Source organism: Campylobacter concisus, from assembly GCA_002092835.1.
Classification (GTDB): Bacteria; Campylobacterota; Campylobacteria; order Campylobacterales; family Campylobacteraceae; genus Campylobacter_A; species Campylobacter_A concisus_K.
Window position 1 is genome coordinate 213,085 of sequence record LVWL01000020.1, and the last position, 18,102, is coordinate 231,186.

15 protein-coding genes and 1 pseudogene are annotated in these 18,102 nt (G+C 39.4%); all 16 read left to right on the plus strand.

Annotation, left to right across the window (positions count from 1 at the left end; translation table 11 throughout):
* Complete coding sequence (locus tag A3835_06935; protein ID ORI07302.1) at nt 1-2,127, plus strand: hypothetical protein; 2,127 nt, start codon at nt 1-3, stop codon at nt 2,125-2,127.
* Nucleotides 2,127-3,644, plus strand: a complete 1,518-nt coding sequence (locus A3835_06940) for a polysaccharide biosynthesis protein (protein ID ORI07303.1) — start codon at nt 2,127-2,129, stop codon at nt 3,642-3,644. Before A3835_06935 ends, A3835_06940 begins: the two co-directional genes overlap by 1 nt.
* The gene (locus A3835_06945; protein ORI07304.1) at nt 3,645-4,406 is read left to right on the plus strand and encodes a glycosyl transferase; all 762 of its coding nucleotides are present in this window, start codon (nt 3,645-3,647) and stop codon (nt 4,404-4,406) included.
* A pseudogene (locus A3835_06950) lies at nt 4,407-5,338 on the plus strand (glycosyl transferase).
* The gene (locus A3835_06955) at nt 5,335-6,393 is read left to right on the plus strand and encodes a general glycosylation pathway protein (protein ORI07305.1); all 1,059 of its coding nucleotides are present in this window, start codon (nt 5,335-5,337) and stop codon (nt 6,391-6,393) included. Before A3835_06950 ends, A3835_06955 begins: the two are co-directional and overlap by 4 nt.
* Complete coding sequence (locus A3835_06960) at nt 6,390-7,433, plus strand: general glycosylation pathway protein (protein ORI07306.1); 1,044 nt, start codon at nt 6,390-6,392, stop codon at nt 7,431-7,433. The genes A3835_06955 and A3835_06960 overlap by 4 nt, the downstream gene beginning before the upstream one ends.
* Entirely contained in the window at nt 7,430-8,554 is a 1,125-nt protein-coding gene (locus A3835_06965) for a glycosyl transferase (protein ID ORI07307.1), read from the plus strand. The genes A3835_06960 and A3835_06965 overlap by 4 nt, the downstream gene beginning before the upstream one ends.
* Nucleotides 8,547-10,646, plus strand: a complete 2,100-nt coding sequence (locus A3835_06970) for a general glycosylation pathway protein (GenBank protein ID ORI07308.1) — start codon at nt 8,547-8,549, stop codon at nt 10,644-10,646. The genes A3835_06965 and A3835_06970 overlap by 8 nt, the downstream gene beginning before the upstream one ends.
* A gap of 2 nt (nt 10,647-10,648) precedes the next feature.
* Nucleotides 10,649-11,764, plus strand: a complete 1,116-nt coding sequence (locus tag A3835_06975; GenBank protein ORI07309.1) for a galactosyltransferase — start codon at nt 10,649-10,651, stop codon at nt 11,762-11,764.
* Nucleotides 11,757-12,362 (plus strand): UDP-galactose phosphate transferase, encoded by a 606-nt coding sequence (locus tag A3835_06980; protein ID ORI07310.1) that lies wholly within the window; start codon nt 11,757-11,759, stop codon nt 12,360-12,362. The genes A3835_06975 and A3835_06980 overlap by 8 nt, the downstream gene beginning before the upstream one ends.
* Nucleotides 12,349-12,939 (plus strand): acetyltransferase, encoded by a 591-nt coding sequence (locus A3835_06985; GenBank protein ID ORI07311.1) that lies wholly within the window; start codon nt 12,349-12,351, stop codon nt 12,937-12,939. Before A3835_06980 ends, A3835_06985 begins: the two co-directional genes overlap by 14 nt.
* A 50-nt stretch (nt 12,940-12,989) precedes the next feature.
* The gene (locus A3835_06990) at nt 12,990-14,081 is read left to right on the plus strand and encodes an aminotransferase DegT (GenBank protein ORI07312.1); all 1,092 of its coding nucleotides are present in this window, start codon (nt 12,990-12,992) and stop codon (nt 14,079-14,081) included.
* Nucleotides 14,082-15,863, plus strand: a complete 1,782-nt coding sequence (locus tag A3835_06995) for a UDP-N-acetylglucosamine 4,6-dehydratase (protein ID ORI07313.1) — start codon at nt 14,082-14,084, stop codon at nt 15,861-15,863.
* 2 nt (nt 15,864-15,865) lie between these two features.
* Complete coding sequence (locus tag A3835_07000) at nt 15,866-16,762, plus strand: hypothetical protein (protein ORI07314.1); 897 nt, start codon at nt 15,866-15,868, stop codon at nt 16,760-16,762.
* Nucleotides 16,759-17,370 (plus strand): imidazole glycerol phosphate synthase subunit HisH, encoded by a 612-nt coding sequence (locus tag A3835_07005; GenBank protein ID ORI07315.1) that lies wholly within the window; start codon nt 16,759-16,761, stop codon nt 17,368-17,370. The genes A3835_07000 and A3835_07005 overlap by 4 nt, the downstream gene beginning before the upstream one ends.
* Nucleotides 17,370-18,080 carry a 1-(5-phosphoribosyl)-5-((5-phosphoribosylamino)methylideneamino)imidazole-4-carboxamide isomerase gene (locus A3835_07010; protein ID ORI07316.1) on the plus strand — a complete coding sequence of 237 codons (711 nt, stop codon included), beginning with the start codon at nt 17,370-17,372 and terminating at the stop codon, nt 18,078-18,080. Before A3835_07005 ends, A3835_07010 begins: the two co-directional genes overlap by 1 nt.
* Nucleotides 18,081-18,102 lie beyond the last annotated feature (22 nt).

The following is an 18,102-nucleotide window of genomic DNA, read 5'->3' on the forward strand; positions in this document are numbered from 1 at the left end:
GTGCATAAAGTAAGCATAAATTTAAAAATTTTACTTATATTTCTAGCTGCTTATCTATTTGGATTTGCAGCTAGGATGCTCTGGGTTTTGTGGGCAAAGGATATGCCAGAGTTTTATTTTAATGGCGAGTTTATGCTTACGACAAATGATGCCTACTATTACGCAGAAGGTGCTAGAGACATGCTGGCTGGTTTTCATCAGCAAAATGACTTTAGTCCATTTAATCATCCGATCTCAACTATAGTTTTTTATATTTGTAAAATTTTTTCTTTTAAGATCGAGAGTGTAATGTTTTATATGAGCGCTTTTTTAGCTCCACTCATTGCACTTCCAGTTATTTTAATATCAAATGAGTTTAAGGCTCTAAAAGTAGGAGCTGTGGCAGCATTTATGAGTGCTATATTGCCAGGATATTTTGTAAGAACATCGGTTGGGTATCTTGATAGTGATATGCTAAATGTCACATTCGCTCTTTTTATTATCTTTTTTTTAATTAAATTAATAGATACAAGAGATCGTAAATTTATCATTCTTCCAGCTCTTTTTGTAGCGATCTATCTTTGGTGGTATCAAAGCTCATATGCACTTATTTTAAGTATTGTATTCATTTTTTTGCTTTACACTCTTGCTTTTATGCGAGGTAGATTGGAAAATTATCAGGCGATATTTTTTATGTCTATAAGCATCGTAAGCTTAAATATTTTTACCAAAGATCCACTAATAGCAAATAAAATTTTAATTTTTAATACAGCCATTATAACTCTATCTTACGCCGTTTTTTGCAAATATGAAAAGCTACTTTCGCCTAGAAATTTGAGTATTTTTTTGGCTTTGATGCTAGTGGTTTTTATCTATTTTAGCGGTTTTGATTTTATTATCTCAAAGATAAGCAATTATATTTTTAAAAACACCGATGAGCCTACCAATAAATTTCACTTTATAAATGAGCATAATTTTATCAGTGAAGTAAAAAGTGCTAACCCTTTATATTTTATCTATTTCATGTCAGGAAATATTCTTATATTACTGGCAGCTATTATTGGATACTTGCTACTTTGCTTTAAATTTCGTCCATTTTTACTTACTTTGCCAATGCTTGGACTTGGACTCCTCTCTTTCTTTGGTGGAGTTAGATTTGTTATGTACGTAACACCACTTGTCGCACTTGGTTTTGGGTATTTCTTGCATTTTTTTTTAAATTTATTTGATCTTAGAAATTCTATTAAAAATTTATCATTTTTAGTTTTTGCCGTAGCCGCTCTTGCTATAAATTTAGATTTTGCTTATTCATATAAACCAAACACTGTAATTAGCCATGATGAGGCAGTGGCGCTTGATGGGCTCAAAAAGGTAGCAAAGCGCGATGATTATGTATTTTCATGGTGGGATTACGGGTATGCTATAAGGTATTTTGCTGATGTTATGACTTTAAACGATCCTGGCAGACAAGGTGGCGAAAATAATTATTTTGTTAGCCTTGCTTTGAGAAAAGATGAGGCATTTTCGGCTAGACTTGTAAGAGTGGCAGTTACGTATAATGACATCTCACTTGGGCAAAATATAAGACCAATAGATAAAATTTTAAAAGACTACAACACAAGCAATATAAATACTTTTTTGAGTCAGCTTGAAAGCGAAAATTTCACTCTGCCAGCTGCAAAAAAAGAGGTTTTTTACTATCTTGTGCCAAATATGATTGACATCGCACCAAATATCTTTAGATATAGCTATATCGACATTACAACTGGCAAAAGGCAAAAAGAGAATTTTTATCATGTTAGTGCATTAAATGGCGCTAGCGAAGCTGGCATCGACCTTGGAGACGACTATACTTTGCCTACAAATGAGCAAAAATTTATCATACATAACGGCGAAAAAATAGCTATAAAATCATTTTATAAGGTAAAAGGATCTGGAAGAGATTTGCGAATAGATGAAAAAATCGTAGATGAAAACGCTAAAATTTATGTCATTTTTTTGGAAGATTATGCGCGGATATTATTGCTTGATGAAAATGCTTTTAACTCATCTTTTGTGCAGCTTTTTATATTTGAGCGAGCAGACGAGCGATACTTTGAGCCATTTGTCATCTCAAGTGGTGTAAAAATTTATAGGTTAAAAGTCTAATGCTAATCAATCTAATAAGCTCGATCGTCGTTTTTGTCGTATCAATGGGCATAAATTTCTTTCTTACGCCATTTATCTTAAAAAGCCTTGGCAACGAGGCTTTTGGCTTTGTGGGCCTTAGCAACGCCATCGTTAGCTACGCAGCGGTCGTAAGTGTAGCCATAAACTCGGTCAGTGGGCGCTTTGTCGCTCATGCGTGGCACAAAAAAGATCTAAGCCTTGCAAACACCTACTACTCATCAGTCCTTGTTGTAAATATCTTCTTTTGTGCCGTTGTCGTGGTGCTTAGTTCCATTTTTATACTAAATTTGCAAAGCTTTTTAAATGTCCCTGAAAATTTACTCTTTGACGTGAGAATGACCCTTGTTTTTTACTTTGTAAATTTCTGCGTTGGGCTATTTAACGGTGTTTTGACGGTCTGTGCGTTTGTGACAAACAAGCTCTATCTACTCTCCATCAGAAATGCCATCTCAAGCGCGATCCTAGCAGCCCTCATCGTCGCACTTTTTTACTTTTTTAAGCCATTTATCTCATATATCGCCATTTCAGCGCTAGTTGCTAGCCTTTTTGTCTTTTTTAGCACTATTTTTATGTCAGCTCGCATCACACCGGATCTAAAATTTAGCCTTAGTAAATTTGACTTTTCTAAGATCAAAGAGCTTTTAAGCTCTGGCATTTGGAACAGCTTTAATGCGCTAAACCGCATACTTTTAACAGGCATGGATCTCTTTATCTGTAACATTTTTGTCAATGCAAACGCCACTGGCCTTCTTTCAGTTGCCAAGGCCGCTCCTATCATACTTGAGAGCTTTGTGGCTCAGCTTAGTGGTATATTTGCGCCAAAATTTGTCGAGCTTTACTCTAAAAATTTGATCACTGATCTTATAAAAGAGGCAAAATTCTCTATGGAAGTGATTGCCTTTGTAATGAGCGCCCCGGCTGCATTTTTCGTCGTTTTTGGGCTTGATTTTTACACGCTTTGGTTACCGTTTAAAAGTAGCGAGGAGATAAAATTTATCTATAACGTCTCGATGATCACGCTTGTGCCGATCGTATTTATCAGCTTTGTTTTTTCGCTTTTTAACCTTGATAGCGCGACAAACAAGCTTCGCCGCCCAGCGATCGCAAACACCATCCTTGGCATTAGCACTATCGTGGCACAAATAGCCCTGCTTAAGTTTAGTGACTACGGCGTTTATGGCATCGTCATCGTCGCAGCCGTTTTTTATAGCATTAGGATTTTGGGCTTTGACCTCATAAATGCCGCCTTAAATTTAGAGGTAAAGCTCACCACATTTTACGGGGTTTATTTTAAAAATTTAGCCGTTTTTGCGCTATGCGTGCTTGCGATGTTTGCCTGCAAGGACTTTGTGAGCCTAAATAACTGGCTAAAATTTGCTATCTTTGCTGCGATATACGCCAGCGCAGCTTATGTTTTGGGATATTTTTTGTTTTTTAATGCCTTCGAGCGAGGCATAGTTTGGCGTAAAATTTTAAAAAAAATTAAAAGGTCTTAAATGAATGAAATTTATCTGATCTCTTTAGCTAAAGATACCAAAAGGCGCGAGCTTTTACAGCAGAAATTTAGCTCTTATGATAGCTTTAATCTAATAGACGCAGTTGATGGCAGGGAGCTAAACGCGAGGGAGTACTATAAGATCATTTCGCCATCATTTAAAGCTTACGGCAAGGTTTTAAGCCCAGCAGAAGTTGGCTGTTCGCTCTCGCACGTAAAAGCCTACGAGGCGTTTTTGGCGAGTGAGGCGAAATTTGCCCTCATCTTTGAAGACGACGTGATAGGAGATGATCAGGCTATAAAAGAGGCCTTTTTAGCAGCTAGCAAGATGCCTGAAAACAGCGTGCTGATATGCGGCATGCAAGATGGGCTAGAAGGCAGGTTTAGCGCCTTTGGTAAAAAGGTGGATACCAGCCTAAGTAAGCCACTTTGGCAGGTCTCAAGGCACTCATTTTCAAGCATTTATAGAGCAGGGGCCTATGTGCTAACTAAAAAAAGTGCTAAAAATTTGCTTGAAATTCATAAGCGTGCGCTTTGCACGACCGATGTTTGGGACTATTTGCTTGGTGTTAATGATATGCAGATGTATTTTTGCGATCTTTTTGCGCACCCAACTGATCTTAGTGGCTCAAACATCGAGGGCGAGCGCCTTGAGAGAGGATACAGTGCAAATTTAAAGGCTTATATAAAGACAATTAAATTTATACTTTTCTCACGACTTGAAAAGCTTCAAGGCTATGAGAGAATTTTTAAAAGGGGCTAAATGAGCGAGCCATTAATCAGCATCGTAACCGCGACTTATAAGCGTCCAGAGCTTTTAAAAAAGGCCATAAAAAGCGCTCTAGCTCAAAGCTATAAAAATTTAGAAATAGTTGTAACTGACGACGGCGATGACGAGAGTGCGAGTGAAATTTGCAAGAGTTTTAACGACGCAAGGATTAAGTTTGTAAAAAACAGCGCTCACAAAAAGAGCCCAAATGGCAACAAAAATAACGGCTTTGATAATGCAACAGGTGAGTTTGTCTGCTTGCTTGATGATGACGATGAGCTTTTACCAGATGCGATTGCCCAGTGCTATGAAATTTTAAAAAGTGGCGAGTATTCGTGCGTTTTTGCAGACGCGATCTGCGAGAAAGATGGCGTGATGACCGAGGTCGTGGCTGGTAGAAGCCCATATAGTAAGAGTGGGGCGATGAGCAAGGTTGATTATCACTGCGGGCGGATAAATGGCGAATATTTTAAGCTTTTTTCGCGTGAATTTATAGACGGCTTTAGGTTTGATGAGAGCAGTTTTGGCGGCGAAAATGAGCTTTACATCCGCTTTTTTGAAAAAAATGTCTTCTATCTTAAAAAGCCACTTTACATCTACCGCATCGCAAGAAGCGATAGTGCTACGCTAAATGCCGGCAAACACGCGCTAAATGTGGCAAACGCTTACATCAAAACAGCAAATTTGCACTACGACATCGCTATCAAAAATGAGCCAAAATTTCTAGCTATGCAGTATAAAAACGCCGCTTACTACGCCAAAATAGCGGGCGAATATGGCCTTATGCTAAGGTGTATCTTTAAAAGTCTTAGCATTAAATTTAGCAAAGAAGCGCTTATCTTCTTACTGCTTAGCCCGCTTCCAAGTGGCTTTTTACCAGCACTTTCAAAGCTAGAGTGAAGATAAAACAAAGGTTTGGCGTATGAGGATATTATTTGTCACATCAACGCTTAGAAGTGGCGGTGCGGAGCGAGTTTGCGCGGTGATCGCATCAAGATTTAGCATGGATCACGATGTAAGCCTTGTTAAATTTGACAAAGACGAGCCATTTTACGAGCTAGCAAGCGGCGTGAAGCTCATAAATTTAGGCGTTGGAGCTGATGAGCTTGGCTTGATTGGAAATTTAAAAAAGAGAGTTTTAAAGGTGCTTGCTTTAAGAGCGCTCATACGAGAGGGCAAATTTGACGCTGTGATATCATTTTTAGACGCCGTAAATACCTTGGTGCTCTTTAGCTCGGCTGGACTAAAAACGCCTATAATCATAAGCGAACACACAAACTACCTTGCACCAAAAAGAGCCATTTTTAAGGTGCTAAGACGCATAAGCTATCCATTTGCAAACGCACTTAGCGTCCTAAGCGACGAGGATCTAGGACATTACTCGAAATTTTGCAAAAATGTGATGAAAATTTATAACCCGCTCTTTGAAGAGGTGCGAAGTGAGAGCTTTGATAAAGAAAATTTAATCATCTTTGTTGGCAGGCTAAATAAGATAAAAAACTGCGAAATGTTTGTAAGAGTGGCTGCAAACTTAAAGCAAAGCGGCTATAAATTTGCTGTCGCTGGAGATGGTGGCGAGAGGGCAAATTTAGAAAATTTAGCTAAAAGCTTGGGCGCTGAGATAGAGTTTTTAGGCAATGTAAGCGACATCGCCTCGCTTTATAAAAGGGCAAAAGTGCTGCTCTCTTGCTCAAATTTTGAGGGTCTTGGAAACACCTTGATAGAGGCGATAAACTATGACTGCGTGCGTGTTGCGACAAGGACTAGCGGAGCAAAAGAGCTTATAAAAGATGGCTTTGATGGCTTGCTTTGCGAGATAAATGACACTGATCAGATGAGCAAAAAGCTTGCAAATTTGCTGCAAGATGAGGCGAAAATGGGCGAATTTGCTAAAAATGCAAGAGCTAGACTTGATGAGTTTAGCGTGGAGCAAATTTATAAAAAATGGCTGGAGCTTTTAAAGCTTGGAGGTGTGAAGTGAAAATTCTTTTTGTCATAGCTGCGCTTAGAAACGGTGGAGCCGAGCGAGTGCTAAACGTGCTTACAAACGAGCTTTGCAAAGATAATGAGATCACTATCGCCCTGCTTGAAGAAGACCTTGGGCTTTATAAATTTAGCAAAAAGATAAAGATCATAAACCTTAACGTCACTGGCTCAGGTCTGGCTTTAAAATTTAAGAAAATCCTAGCTCTTAGAGCACTTTTTAAAGAGCAAAGAGCTGATCTTATAATTAGCTTTATCGACTGGACAAACGTCGCTTGCGTGCTGGCAAATTTGGGGCTAAAGAGCAAACTAATAGCAACCGAGCATCACGAACACAGCTACTTAAAAAGCAAAATCGCAAGCGCTATGCGTGATATTAGCTACCGTTTTGTAGATGGCTTAAGCGTGCTAAGCAAAAGCGACTACGACTACTATAAATTTGCCAAAAATCGCGAGATCATCCACAATCCACTTTTTATTGATGTGCCTGAAATTTGCGAGAAGCAAAACGTTATCTTAAGCGTGGCAAGGCTGGAGGCGGTAAAGGGCTATGATGTCTATTTTGAGGCACTTAGCAAGGTGGATAAGAGCTTACTTGATGGCTGGGAGATAAAGATCGCAGGCAATGGCAGACAGGAAGTGCATCTAAAAGAGATGGCCTCAAATTTAGGGCTTAATGTCAAATTTCTAGGTCACATGAGCGACGTTAGTAAGCTTTATAGCGAGGCAAAAATTTTCACTCTTTGTTCAAGAAGCGAGGGGCTTTCAAATGTGTTAATCGAGTCAGGTGCTTTTAACTGTGCTAGACTAAGTAGCGACACTGTGGGCGCAAGAGAGCTTATAAATGACGGCATGGACGGGCTTATCTTTAAAAACGGCGATGCAAATGATCTAAAAGAGAAGCTTGAAATACTTTTAAAAGATGAAAATTTAAGGCAAAAACTAGCAAAAAACGCCAGTGAAAGTGCAAATTTATTTAGCAAAGAAAATATCATCAAGCAGTGGCGAGAATTTATAAAAAAGGTTGTTAGCAAGTGAAAAAATTAGCCGTTTTTTTATACTCGATGGGGCCTGGTGGTGCTGAGCGAAATGTGGCAAATTTACTGCCATTTTTGATCAGACGTTATGAAGTTCATCTCATCTTAATGAGCAAGGTCATCACCTACGAGATCCCAAGCGAGGTGCAGATCCACTTTATAGAAAATAGCGATCCTTACGAGAGCGGGCTAAAGAAGCTTGCAAGGCTCTTTTTAGCGATGCCAATGCTTGCCTTTAAGTATAAAAAACTTTGTCAAAACTTAGGCATCGACACGCAGTTTGTGCTTATGAACCGCCCTTGTTATATTGCAGGAGTTGCAAGAATTTTAGGGCTAAAAACTAGGCTAGTTATCAGCGAGAGAAGCTGTCCTTCTATCTTATATAAAAACGATCTAAGTGGACGAGTTAATAAATTTTTACTCACTCATCTTTATAAAAAAGCTAATCTAATCCTAGCAAATGCGCTTGGTAACAAAGAGGATCTGGTACGAAATTTTGGTATGAGTGAGACTAAAACAAAGGTGCTTTACAACGCCCTTGATCTAAAAACTATAAATTTGCTAAAAGATGAGCCGCTTGATGGCTATTTTAAGCCATTTTTCATAAACATCGGCCGTCTTGATAGTGGTAAAAATCAAGCCATGCTAATAAAAATAATAGCTTCAATTAACGATCCTCGTGCTACGCTTGGCATCCTTGGCAAAGGGCCTTTAAAGGATGAGCTGCAAAATTTGATAGACAAATTTGGCGTGGGCGAGCGAGTAAAGCTTCTTGGCACTGATAAAAACCCTTTTAGGCATATAAAAAACGCCTCGTGTTTGCTTTGTGCCTCGCGTTTTGAGGGCTTTTCAAATGTCTTGCTTGAAGCACTAGCATGTGAAAAAACTATCATATCGACCGAGCACAAGAGCGGTGCAAAGGAGCTTTTGGGCGAGAGTGAGTTTGGTATTTTGGTACCAGTTGATGACGAAAATGCGATGAAAGAGGCGATGATAAAGGTGCTTAACACGCCTGAAATAAGGCAAAATTTTGAAAATGTTGCGTATAATCGGGCTAAATTTTTTGATAGTGAAAATATAGCGAGCGAGCTTATAAATTTTTTGGAAAATCCTAATGAATAGAAATTTATTTTTTAAAAATTACTCTTTATACCTTATGATATTTGTCGCAGTCATCTTTGGCATGGTTTGTAGGCTTTACTGGGTCTTTTGGGCGAGCGAGTATCCGGTATTTTTCTGGAACAACGAGCTAATGATTAGCACAAACGACGGCTACGCATTTGCCGAGGGCGCAAGGGATATGTTAGCTGGCTTTCACCAAGAAAACGACCTTAGCTACTACGGCTATCCGCTTTCGACACTTACTTACTGGATCGTGAAATTTCTGGGCGTGAAGCTCGAGACAGCGATGATTTATATGAGCGTCTTTTTCTCGTCGCTTGTGGCTGTGCCTGTTATCTTGATCGCAAATGAATACAAAGCAAAAATGGCTGGCTTCATCGCTGCACTTCTTGCAGTGATCGCAAATAGCTACTACAACCGCACTATGGCAGGATATTACGACACTGACATGCTCATCATCCCACTTAGCGTTTTTGTCGTTTGGGGGCTTGTTAGAGTGCTTGAGAAAAAGGACGCAAAGAGCCTGATAATAGCACCTTTAAGCGTGCTTATCTATATGTGGTGGTATATGAGCGCCTTTTCGCTTATTAGCATTTTAACTGGGCTATTTTTGCTTTACACGCTCATTTTTGATAGGAAAAATCCACTTTTTTACCTTGAAATTTCACTGCTTTTACTTGCTATCTCAAACCTTGATCTAACTCTTAAATTTATCGCTGTTATCGTTATTTACGCACTTTGTCTATTTAAAAAAGAGGTGATAAATTTAAAAATTGCTCTTGGCATTTTGGCGGTTATCTTTGTCGTTTTTGTCGTCCGCGGTGGGCTAAATCCTATAATCTTTCAGCTTAAATTTTACGTCTTTAGAGATGCGCCTGAAGTTGGCGGCATGAGTTTTCACTTTTTTAATGTCAATCAAACTATCCAAGAGTCAAGCGTCGTTGATTTTACGCTATTTTGCGAGAGGATCAGCGCAAATGTCATCACATTTTTGATCTCGCTTGTTGGTGTTGCTCTTTTTTGTTATAGACACCGCTCGTTCGCCGTCTCGCTTGGTATGCTTGCACTTGGCTTTTTGGCCTTTAAAAGTGGCCTTAGATTTACCATTTATGCCGTGCCTATCATGGCGCTTGGCTTTGGCTACTTAGTGGAGTTCGTGCTTGCAAATTTAAAGCTAAAAGAGGCTGTTTTAAATCTCATAAGAGCGTTCATAGCGGCTCTTGTGCTTACTCCAGCGCTCATTCACATCTATGGCTACAAGGCTGAGCCAGTTTTTGTAAATAAAGAGGTTGAAATTTTAAACAAGCTAAAAGGCATCGCAGGGCGCGAAGACTACGTGCTTGCGTGGTGGGACTATGGATATCCTATTAGATATTACAGTGATGTTAAGACACTAATTGACGGCGGAAAGCACCTTGGGCGTGAAAATTTTGCCGTGAGCTTTGCGCTTGGTAGCGATGAGATGAGCTCGGCAAATATGGCAAGGCTCGATGTTGAGTATACGGAGCGAAATTTCAAAGAGCACTTTAATGGCAACTTGGCTCAAATTTTAAAAGATAGAAATTTAAGCGTTGATCAGTTTTTTAGCGAGGTAAAAGAGGCAAATTTTAGCCTGCCAGCAAAGAGCAGAGAGATATATTATTACCTGCCAGATAGGATGCTTAGTATTTTCCCAACCATTTTGCAGTTTAGCAAGATCGATCTAAAAAGCGGTAAAAATTTAAACAACGGACTTTTTGTCACCACAAGAGCGATCTCGCAAAGCGAAAAGGGCATTAGGCTAAGTGGTGGATTTACTCTAACAAGCGATGTCACAAGTTTAATCTATGATGGCAATATCTTGCCTCTTAAATCTTTCATAGAGACTGATTATAACGAGGCTGGCAAGCTAAATGTCAAAGAGTATAAAAATAACGAACTTTCAAACATTTCTGTCATTTTCATGAGGGATTACGGCAGGTTTATCATCCTTGATGAGAGTATTTTAAATAGCACTTATATACAGCTTTTTGTGCTTGAAAGGTACGATCCAAAAATTTTTGAGCCAGTTATACTTGATGGGGCAGCAAAAATTTATAAACTAAAGAGGTAAAAATGGCAAGGATAGGGTTTTTAAGCCACGCTGACATGAGTATACACTTTTTTAGACGGCCTATTATGCAGGCTTTAAAAGATATGGGTCATGAGGTTTTTGCTATCGCCCCAAAAGGCGACTTCACTGGCGAGCTTGCTAAAAGTTTTCACACTGTCACTTACGAGCTTGATAAGGCTAGCCTAAATCCACTAACTGTGATAAATAACTCTAAAAAACTATCTCAAATTTTAGGTGAGCTAAATTTAGACCTGCTGCAAACTGGCGCTCACAAGTCAAATGTCTTTGGCACGTTTGCCGCTAAAAACGCTGGCATAAAGCACGTGATAAATTTGGTTGAAGGCCTTGGTAGCTTTTATATCGATGATGATATTAAGACAAAGGCCGTGCGTTTTGTCATGGAGAGCCTTTATAAGCTCTCTTTTGCAAAGGCTGATGCTTGCATCTTCGTAAATGACGCAGATCCAGACTATCTGATCTCAAGAAATTTGATAGACAAAAGCAAAGTGTACCGCATAAAAAGTGTCGGCGTGGATACTGCTAAATTTGACCCAGCTATCACGCAGCCGGCTGACCTTGGTGAAAAAAAGGTCATTTTGATGATCGCAAGGGCGATGTGGCACAAGGGTGTTCGTGAATTTTACGAGGCGGCAGAAATTTTAAATGGCTATAAAAACTGCAAATTTGTCTTTGTGGGCGAGGGCTTTGCTGGTAATAAATCAACCGCAGACGAGGCCTTTTTAAAAGGTGGTAAAGTGTGTTATCTTGGTGCTAGAAATGACATACCGCAGCTTTTAAAGGCCTCTTATCTGCTGGCACTTCCTAGCTATAAAGAGGGCTTTCCAAGAACGGTTTTAGAGGCGATGAGCATGGCTAAAGCAGTCGTTGCAAGTGACGTGACAGGCTGCAATGAAGCTGTAAAAGATGGTTACAACGGACTTTTATGCAAGGTAAAAGACGCAAATGACTTAGCAGAAAAGGTCAAAATTTTGCTTGATGATGAGGAGCTTTGCGCTAAGCTTGGACAAAATGGCAGGGACTGGGCAGTAAGCGAGTTTGACGAGAAGCAAATCGCAAAAAGATATATAGAAATTTATAGGAAATTTATAGATGTATAGAAATTTTTTAAAGAGGGCGGTTGATATTTTGGGGGCTTTGTTTTTGCTTATTTTAACATCGCCCATCATCATAGCAACGGCGATCTTTACCTACTTTAAAGTAAGCCGCGACGTCATTTTCACTCAGGCAAGACCAGGTCTTAATGAGAAAATTTTTAAAATTTATAAATTTAAGACGATGAGTGACGAGCGTGACGCAAACGGCGAGCTCTTGCCAGATGAACAGCGTCTTGGTAAATTTGGCAAGCTGATCCGCTCACTTAGCCTCGATGAGCTGCCACAGCTATTTAACGTGCTAAAGGGTGATATGAGCTTCATTGGGCCAAGGCCGCTTTTGGTCGAGTATCTACCCATTTACAACGAAATGCAAAAGCACCGCCACGACGTGCGCCCTGGTATCACAGGCCTAGCACAGGTAAATGGTAGAAACGCCATAAGCTGGGAGAAAAAATTTGAGTACGACGTCTATTACGCTAAGAATTTAAGCTTTATGCTTGACGTAAAGATTGCCTTACAGACTATCGAAAAGGTGCTAAAACGAAGTGGCGTAAGCAAAGAGGGGCAGGCAACGACGGAGAAATTTAATGGCAAAAACTAAGAAAATTTACATCTACGGAGCGAGTGGTCATGGCCTTGTAGTCGCTGATATCGCTAGAAATAATGGCTATGACGAGATAGTTTTTTTGGATGATGCTAGTGAGTTTAAATTTAGCCCAGAGCTTGAAAAAGCTGATATCATAATAGCCATTGGCGAAAACAAAACAAGGCAAAAAATCAGCCAAAGGGTAGAGTCCGCTGGCTTTGAGATAGTAACTTTGATCCATAAAAGCGCAGTTGTGAGCCAGAGTGCCGTGATAGAAAAAGGTGTGGTCGTCATGCCAAATGCCGTGATAAACGCAAAAGCTTGCATAAAAGAAGGCGCTATCATAAACTCTGGCGCGGTGATAGAGCATGAGTGTGTGATAGGTAAATTTGCTCACATCAGCCCAAACACAGCCCTTGCTGGAAATGTGAGCGTGGGAGAATTTACGCATGTTGGCATTGGCTCAAGTGTCATTCAAGGTATAAGCATCGGTGGCAACTGCATCATCGGCGCTGGAAGTGTGGTCGTAAGAGATATAAAAGATGGTGTGAAGGTTTACGGAGTGCCAGCGTGCGAGCGTGGCAAGATATAAAATTTAAAAATAAGTGCTAAAATCGCTAAAAAATCACGAAAGGTATGAACATGGATAGGGTTTTTTTATCTCCGCCAAACATGAGTGGAAAAGAGCAGGAATATATAAAAAAAGTTTTTGAAAGCAACTATATAGCGCCACTTGGTGAGTATGTAAATAAATTTGAAGAAAGTATAAAAAACTACACTGGCGCTAAAGATGCGCTAGCGCTATCTGCAGGAACTGCGGCGCTTCACCTAGCACTTCGCGTCCTTGGCGTAAAAGAGGGCGACTTTGTGCTGGCTTCTAGTTTTACTTTTATGGCTTCAGTCTCGCCTATACTTTACGAAAAAGCAACTCCGGTCTTTATAGATAGCGACGAGAGCTGGAATTTAAGCCCAGAGCTACTAAAAAAAGCGATATCAAATTTACCTAAAAAGCCAAAGGCATTAGTCGTCACACATCTTTACGGCCAAGCTTCAAAGATGAAAGAAATTTGCGAAATTTGCCAAAACGAGGGTATCGCTTTGGTCGAGGATGCAGCTGAAGCGCTTGGTGGATTTTACGGCGGCAAGGCGCTTGGCACATTTGGCGTGATGGGTGCATATAGTTTTAATGGCAACAAGATCATCACCACTTCAGGTGGCGGCGTGTTGGTTGGAGATAGTGAATTTGTGGAAAAAGCTAGGTTTTACAGCACTCAAGCAAGAGAGCCGCTACTTCACTACGAGCACAAAGACTATGGCTACAACTACCGTTTAAGCAACGTTCTAGGCGCTATTGGCGTGGCACAGATGGAAGTTTTAGAAAAAAGAGTTGAGCAAAAGAGAAAAGTATTTGAAATTTATGAAAAAGAGCTTGGTGACGTTTTAGAATTTATGCCAGAGCTAGCAGATTCTCGTGGCAACAGATGGCTCACAACTGGCGTTTTTGCTAAAAAAGATGCGCATTTAAAGGTTATAAAAGCACTAGCTGATCAAAATATCGAGAGCCGTCCACTTTGGAAGCCTATGCACATGCAGCCAGTATTTAAGGGCGCGCTAAGCTTTATCGATGGTTGCAGTGAAGATCTATTTTCAAGAGGAATTTGTTTGCCAAGCGGTAGCGATATGAGCGAGGAAACGCAAGCAAAAGTGGTCAAACTAGTCAAGGAAAACGCTTAAATGTTTCATGCGACAAAGTTAAAAAGGCTTATATTTTTCCTTATTGGCGATGTTTTTATATTTACGTTTTCGATATATGCGGCTTATCTTTTGAGATTTAACGCAAACATCCCAGACATCTACGTTCAGGGCCTTTTTGTAACGGCTGGATTTTTGATTATTTTTAAGCTATTTTTTCTATGGATGTTTAAAATTTACAAGGTGCCGTGGAGATTTTTTGGACTAAATGAGGCTAGAAAAATTTTCTTAGCTCACGTTTGCTCAGCGGTTTTGTTTACGATCATATTTTTCATAATACAAGACTTCTTTAATCCATACCCAAGAAGTGTTATTTTCATCGATCTTCTAATTTCATGCCTACTTATTGGACTTTTGAGAATTTCAAAGCGCATGGTGCTTGACTTTTCAAACAAACCTCACAAAGGTGAGCCTTGTGTTGTTATAGGTGCTACCTCAAAAGCACTTCACGTTTTGCGTGGCTTAAAGCAAGGGTATCTTGACTATTACGCAGTTGGCGTGGTAGATGGCAGGAGTGATCTTGTGGGCACTTATTGTGATGGTTTCTTAGTGCAAGATAAAAAAGAGATACCAAATTTGATAAAAGACTACGATGTAAAGACCGCTATTATCGCACTTGCACTTGATCAAGATGGGCTTCAAGCTTTAGTTGATGAACTAACTGGATATGGCATAAGAGATATGAAGCTATTTTCGCTTATCGAAAACGAGCCGATCAAGGATATCTCTATCGAAGACTTGCTCGCTAGGAAGCCAAAAGACCTAAATCCTGAAGCCATCTCAAATTTTTTAAAAGACAAAAAAGTGCTTGTTACTGGAGCTGGTGGTAGCATAGGAAGTGAAATTTGTAAGCAGTGCTTAAAATTTGGAGTAAGCGAGCTTATTATGGTTGAGCACAGTGAGTTTAACCTTTATAAAATAGGCGAAGATACAAAAGATAAAAGGACTATCAGTAAGCTTGTAAATATCACAAATTTAAAGGATTTTGAAGAAGTTTTTGCTGACTTTGAACCTGAGATTGTTATCCACGCAGCAGCATATAAACATGTGCCGCTTTGTGAGTTAAACCCTCGCTCGGCTGTCGAAAATAATATCCTTGGCACAAAAAATGCTGTCGATCTTTCAAAAAAATATGGCGTTAAAAAATTTGTCATGATCTCATCAGACAAGGCCGTACGCCCAACAAATATAATGGGCACAACTAAGCGTGTTTGTGAGCTTTATGCTTTAAATTCAAATGAAGCTGGCGTGTGTGAGATAGTTTGCGTGCGCTTTGGAAATGTCCTTGGCTCAAGTGGTTCTGTTATACCGAAATTTAAAGCACAAATTGCCGCAAATAAGCCACTAAGTGTTACTCACCCAGAGATCACAAGGTACTTTATGCTTACGTCTGAAGCATGCCAGCTAGTCCTTCAAGCAGCCTCTATCGCAAAAGGTGGAGAGCTTTTCGTACTTGATATGGGCGAGCCTGTTAAGATAGTTGATCTTGCTAAAAAGATGCTTCTTCTTTCAAATAAAGAGCATTTGGGTATAGAATTTGTAGGTCTTAGACCAGGTGAGAAGCTTTATGAAGAGCTACTTATTAACAAAGATGATGTGCAAACCAAGTATGAGTCGATCTTTGTGACACATTCAGAGCCTTACGATTTGGCACTTTTAAACTCGCAGATAAGTGAGCTTTTGCAGCTTGAGGATAATGAGATCGCACCTACACTTAAGGTGATTGTGCCTGAGTTTAATCATGCGCTAAATTTAAAAGGCTAGTTTTGGTTATAAAAGATATTAAGAGATTTAGTGACACGAGGTACAAGGTAAGGGCGTATATCTGCTATTTATTTAGTAGAAATTTAACAAACAGACTGCCTGGAGTGTGCTTAGAAAACATAAAAGCTGGCTTTGATAAGATCAGCAACGAGATAGAAAATTTTGATGCACTATACATCTTAGATGAAAATGGCATACAGATCGAAGACTCTATCAGTCTAAATGAAAAGTATAAAATTCCAAAAGGCGAAAACCGCGCAAACAAGGCATACTATTACACTGCAGTGCGTGAGAAAAGGTGCGTTTTAAGCGATCCATATCCATCAAGTTTAAATGGAGGTTTATGCGTCACAGCAAGTGTGCCTATCTATAACGAAAAAAATAAGCTTAAATTTATCGCTTGTATCGACATAAGCCTAGAAAATATCCTAAATATGGTCGATAGCGGCTTTGTCGAGGAGCATTTTGGTAGATTTTTAAAGACAGTCTATGCGCTCTTTTGTGCATCACTTTTTATGATTTGTGCATTTTTATTTTGGCACGGGGTAAAGAGCTTTATCTCAAAAAGTATCGAGCATATAAATGTCGAAGAAATTTTTGAATCAACCATCATTTTAACGCTAGCTCTTGCCATTTTTGATCTTGTTAAGACGATATTTGAAGAAGAGGTTTTAGGTAAAAATCAAGAAGAAAATAGCGTTATTTATAAGACGATGGTGAGATTTATCGGCTCAATTATCATTGCACTTGCGATCGAAGCGCTTATGCTAGTCTTTAAATTTGCTATTACTGCACCTGAAAATATCATAAACGCTATCTATCTAATAGGCGGCGTGGCGATGCTAATGGCGGCACTTAGCTTTTATCTTTTCAGCGTAAAAAGACAAGAGAACAGATGATCGCTATTATTGATTATGGTGCGGGCAATATCAAAAGCGTGATAAATGCTTTTAAATTTCTTGGACATGAGTGCGTTTTAGTAAGTGAGCCTGATAGTTTAAAAGAGTACTCTCACATCGTTTTGCCAGGCGTTGGAGCTTTTGGTGAGGCGATGACAAAGCTAAAAAATAATGGCATGGATGAAGCCGTAAAAGAAGCTGTAAAAAGCGGCAAAGCTTTTATTGGTATTTGTCTTGGCATGCAGCTTTTATTTGAGCGAAGTTTTGAGTTTGGCGAGCATGAGGGACTTTCTCTTTTGCCTGGCGAGGTTGTAAAATTTAATGAAACTAATTTCGATAAGCCATTAAAAATACCCCATATTGGTTGGAACGCTTTGGAATTTAAGCAAAATAGTCCATTAAATTTAGGACTAAAAAAGCTTGAGTATTTATATTTTGTACATAGCTATCATGTGGTTTGTGATGATAAATTTGCACTGGCAAAGACGACTTATGGATATGAATTTACAAGTGCGGTTTGGCATGAAAATATCTTTGGCTTTCAGCCTCATCCAGAAAAAAGTCATGAAGCTGGACTTAAAATTTTAGAGAATTTTGCGAGGTTATGATGGAAATTTTTCCAGCGATTGATTTAAAAGAGGGACAAGCAGTTAGACTTAGCAAAGGTCTTATGCAAAGTGCAAAAATTTATAGCAACGAGCCAAGTGAACTTGCTAAGAGATTTGAAGATTATGGCGCAAAATGGCTTCATGTGGTTGATTTAGACGGTGCATTTGCTGGAGAGACGATAAATTTTAAAACAATTGAAAAGATTACAAAGGCTACAAATTTAAGCGTCCAAGTGGGTGGCGGCATAAGAGATGAAGAGCGAATAAAACGCTATTTAGATCTTGGAGTTAGCAGAGTGATCCTTGGCTCAGTTGCTCTTAGAGATCCAGAATTTACAGCAAAAATGGCTGAAATTTATAGAGTTGTAGTCGGCATTGACGCAAAAGATGGCTACGTGGCCGTACAAGGTTGGGGTGAGATCTCAAATATAAAAGCAGTCGATCTTGCAAGAAAATTTGCAGATGTTGGTGTGGAAGCTGTGATTTGCACCGATATTAACAAGGATGGAATGCTTGGCGGAGTTAATGTTGAGTTTAGCTTGCAAATAGCTAGAAATAGCAAGCTTGAGACGATAGCAAGTGGTGGCGTGAGTGATATAAATGATATTTTGATGCTAAAAGCCACAAATGAGATTAGTGGCGTAATAGTTGGGAAAGCCTACTATGAGGGGTTGCTTGACCTAAAAGAGGTCTTTAAACTACTTAGATAGCGTTAAAGCTTTTATAAATTTA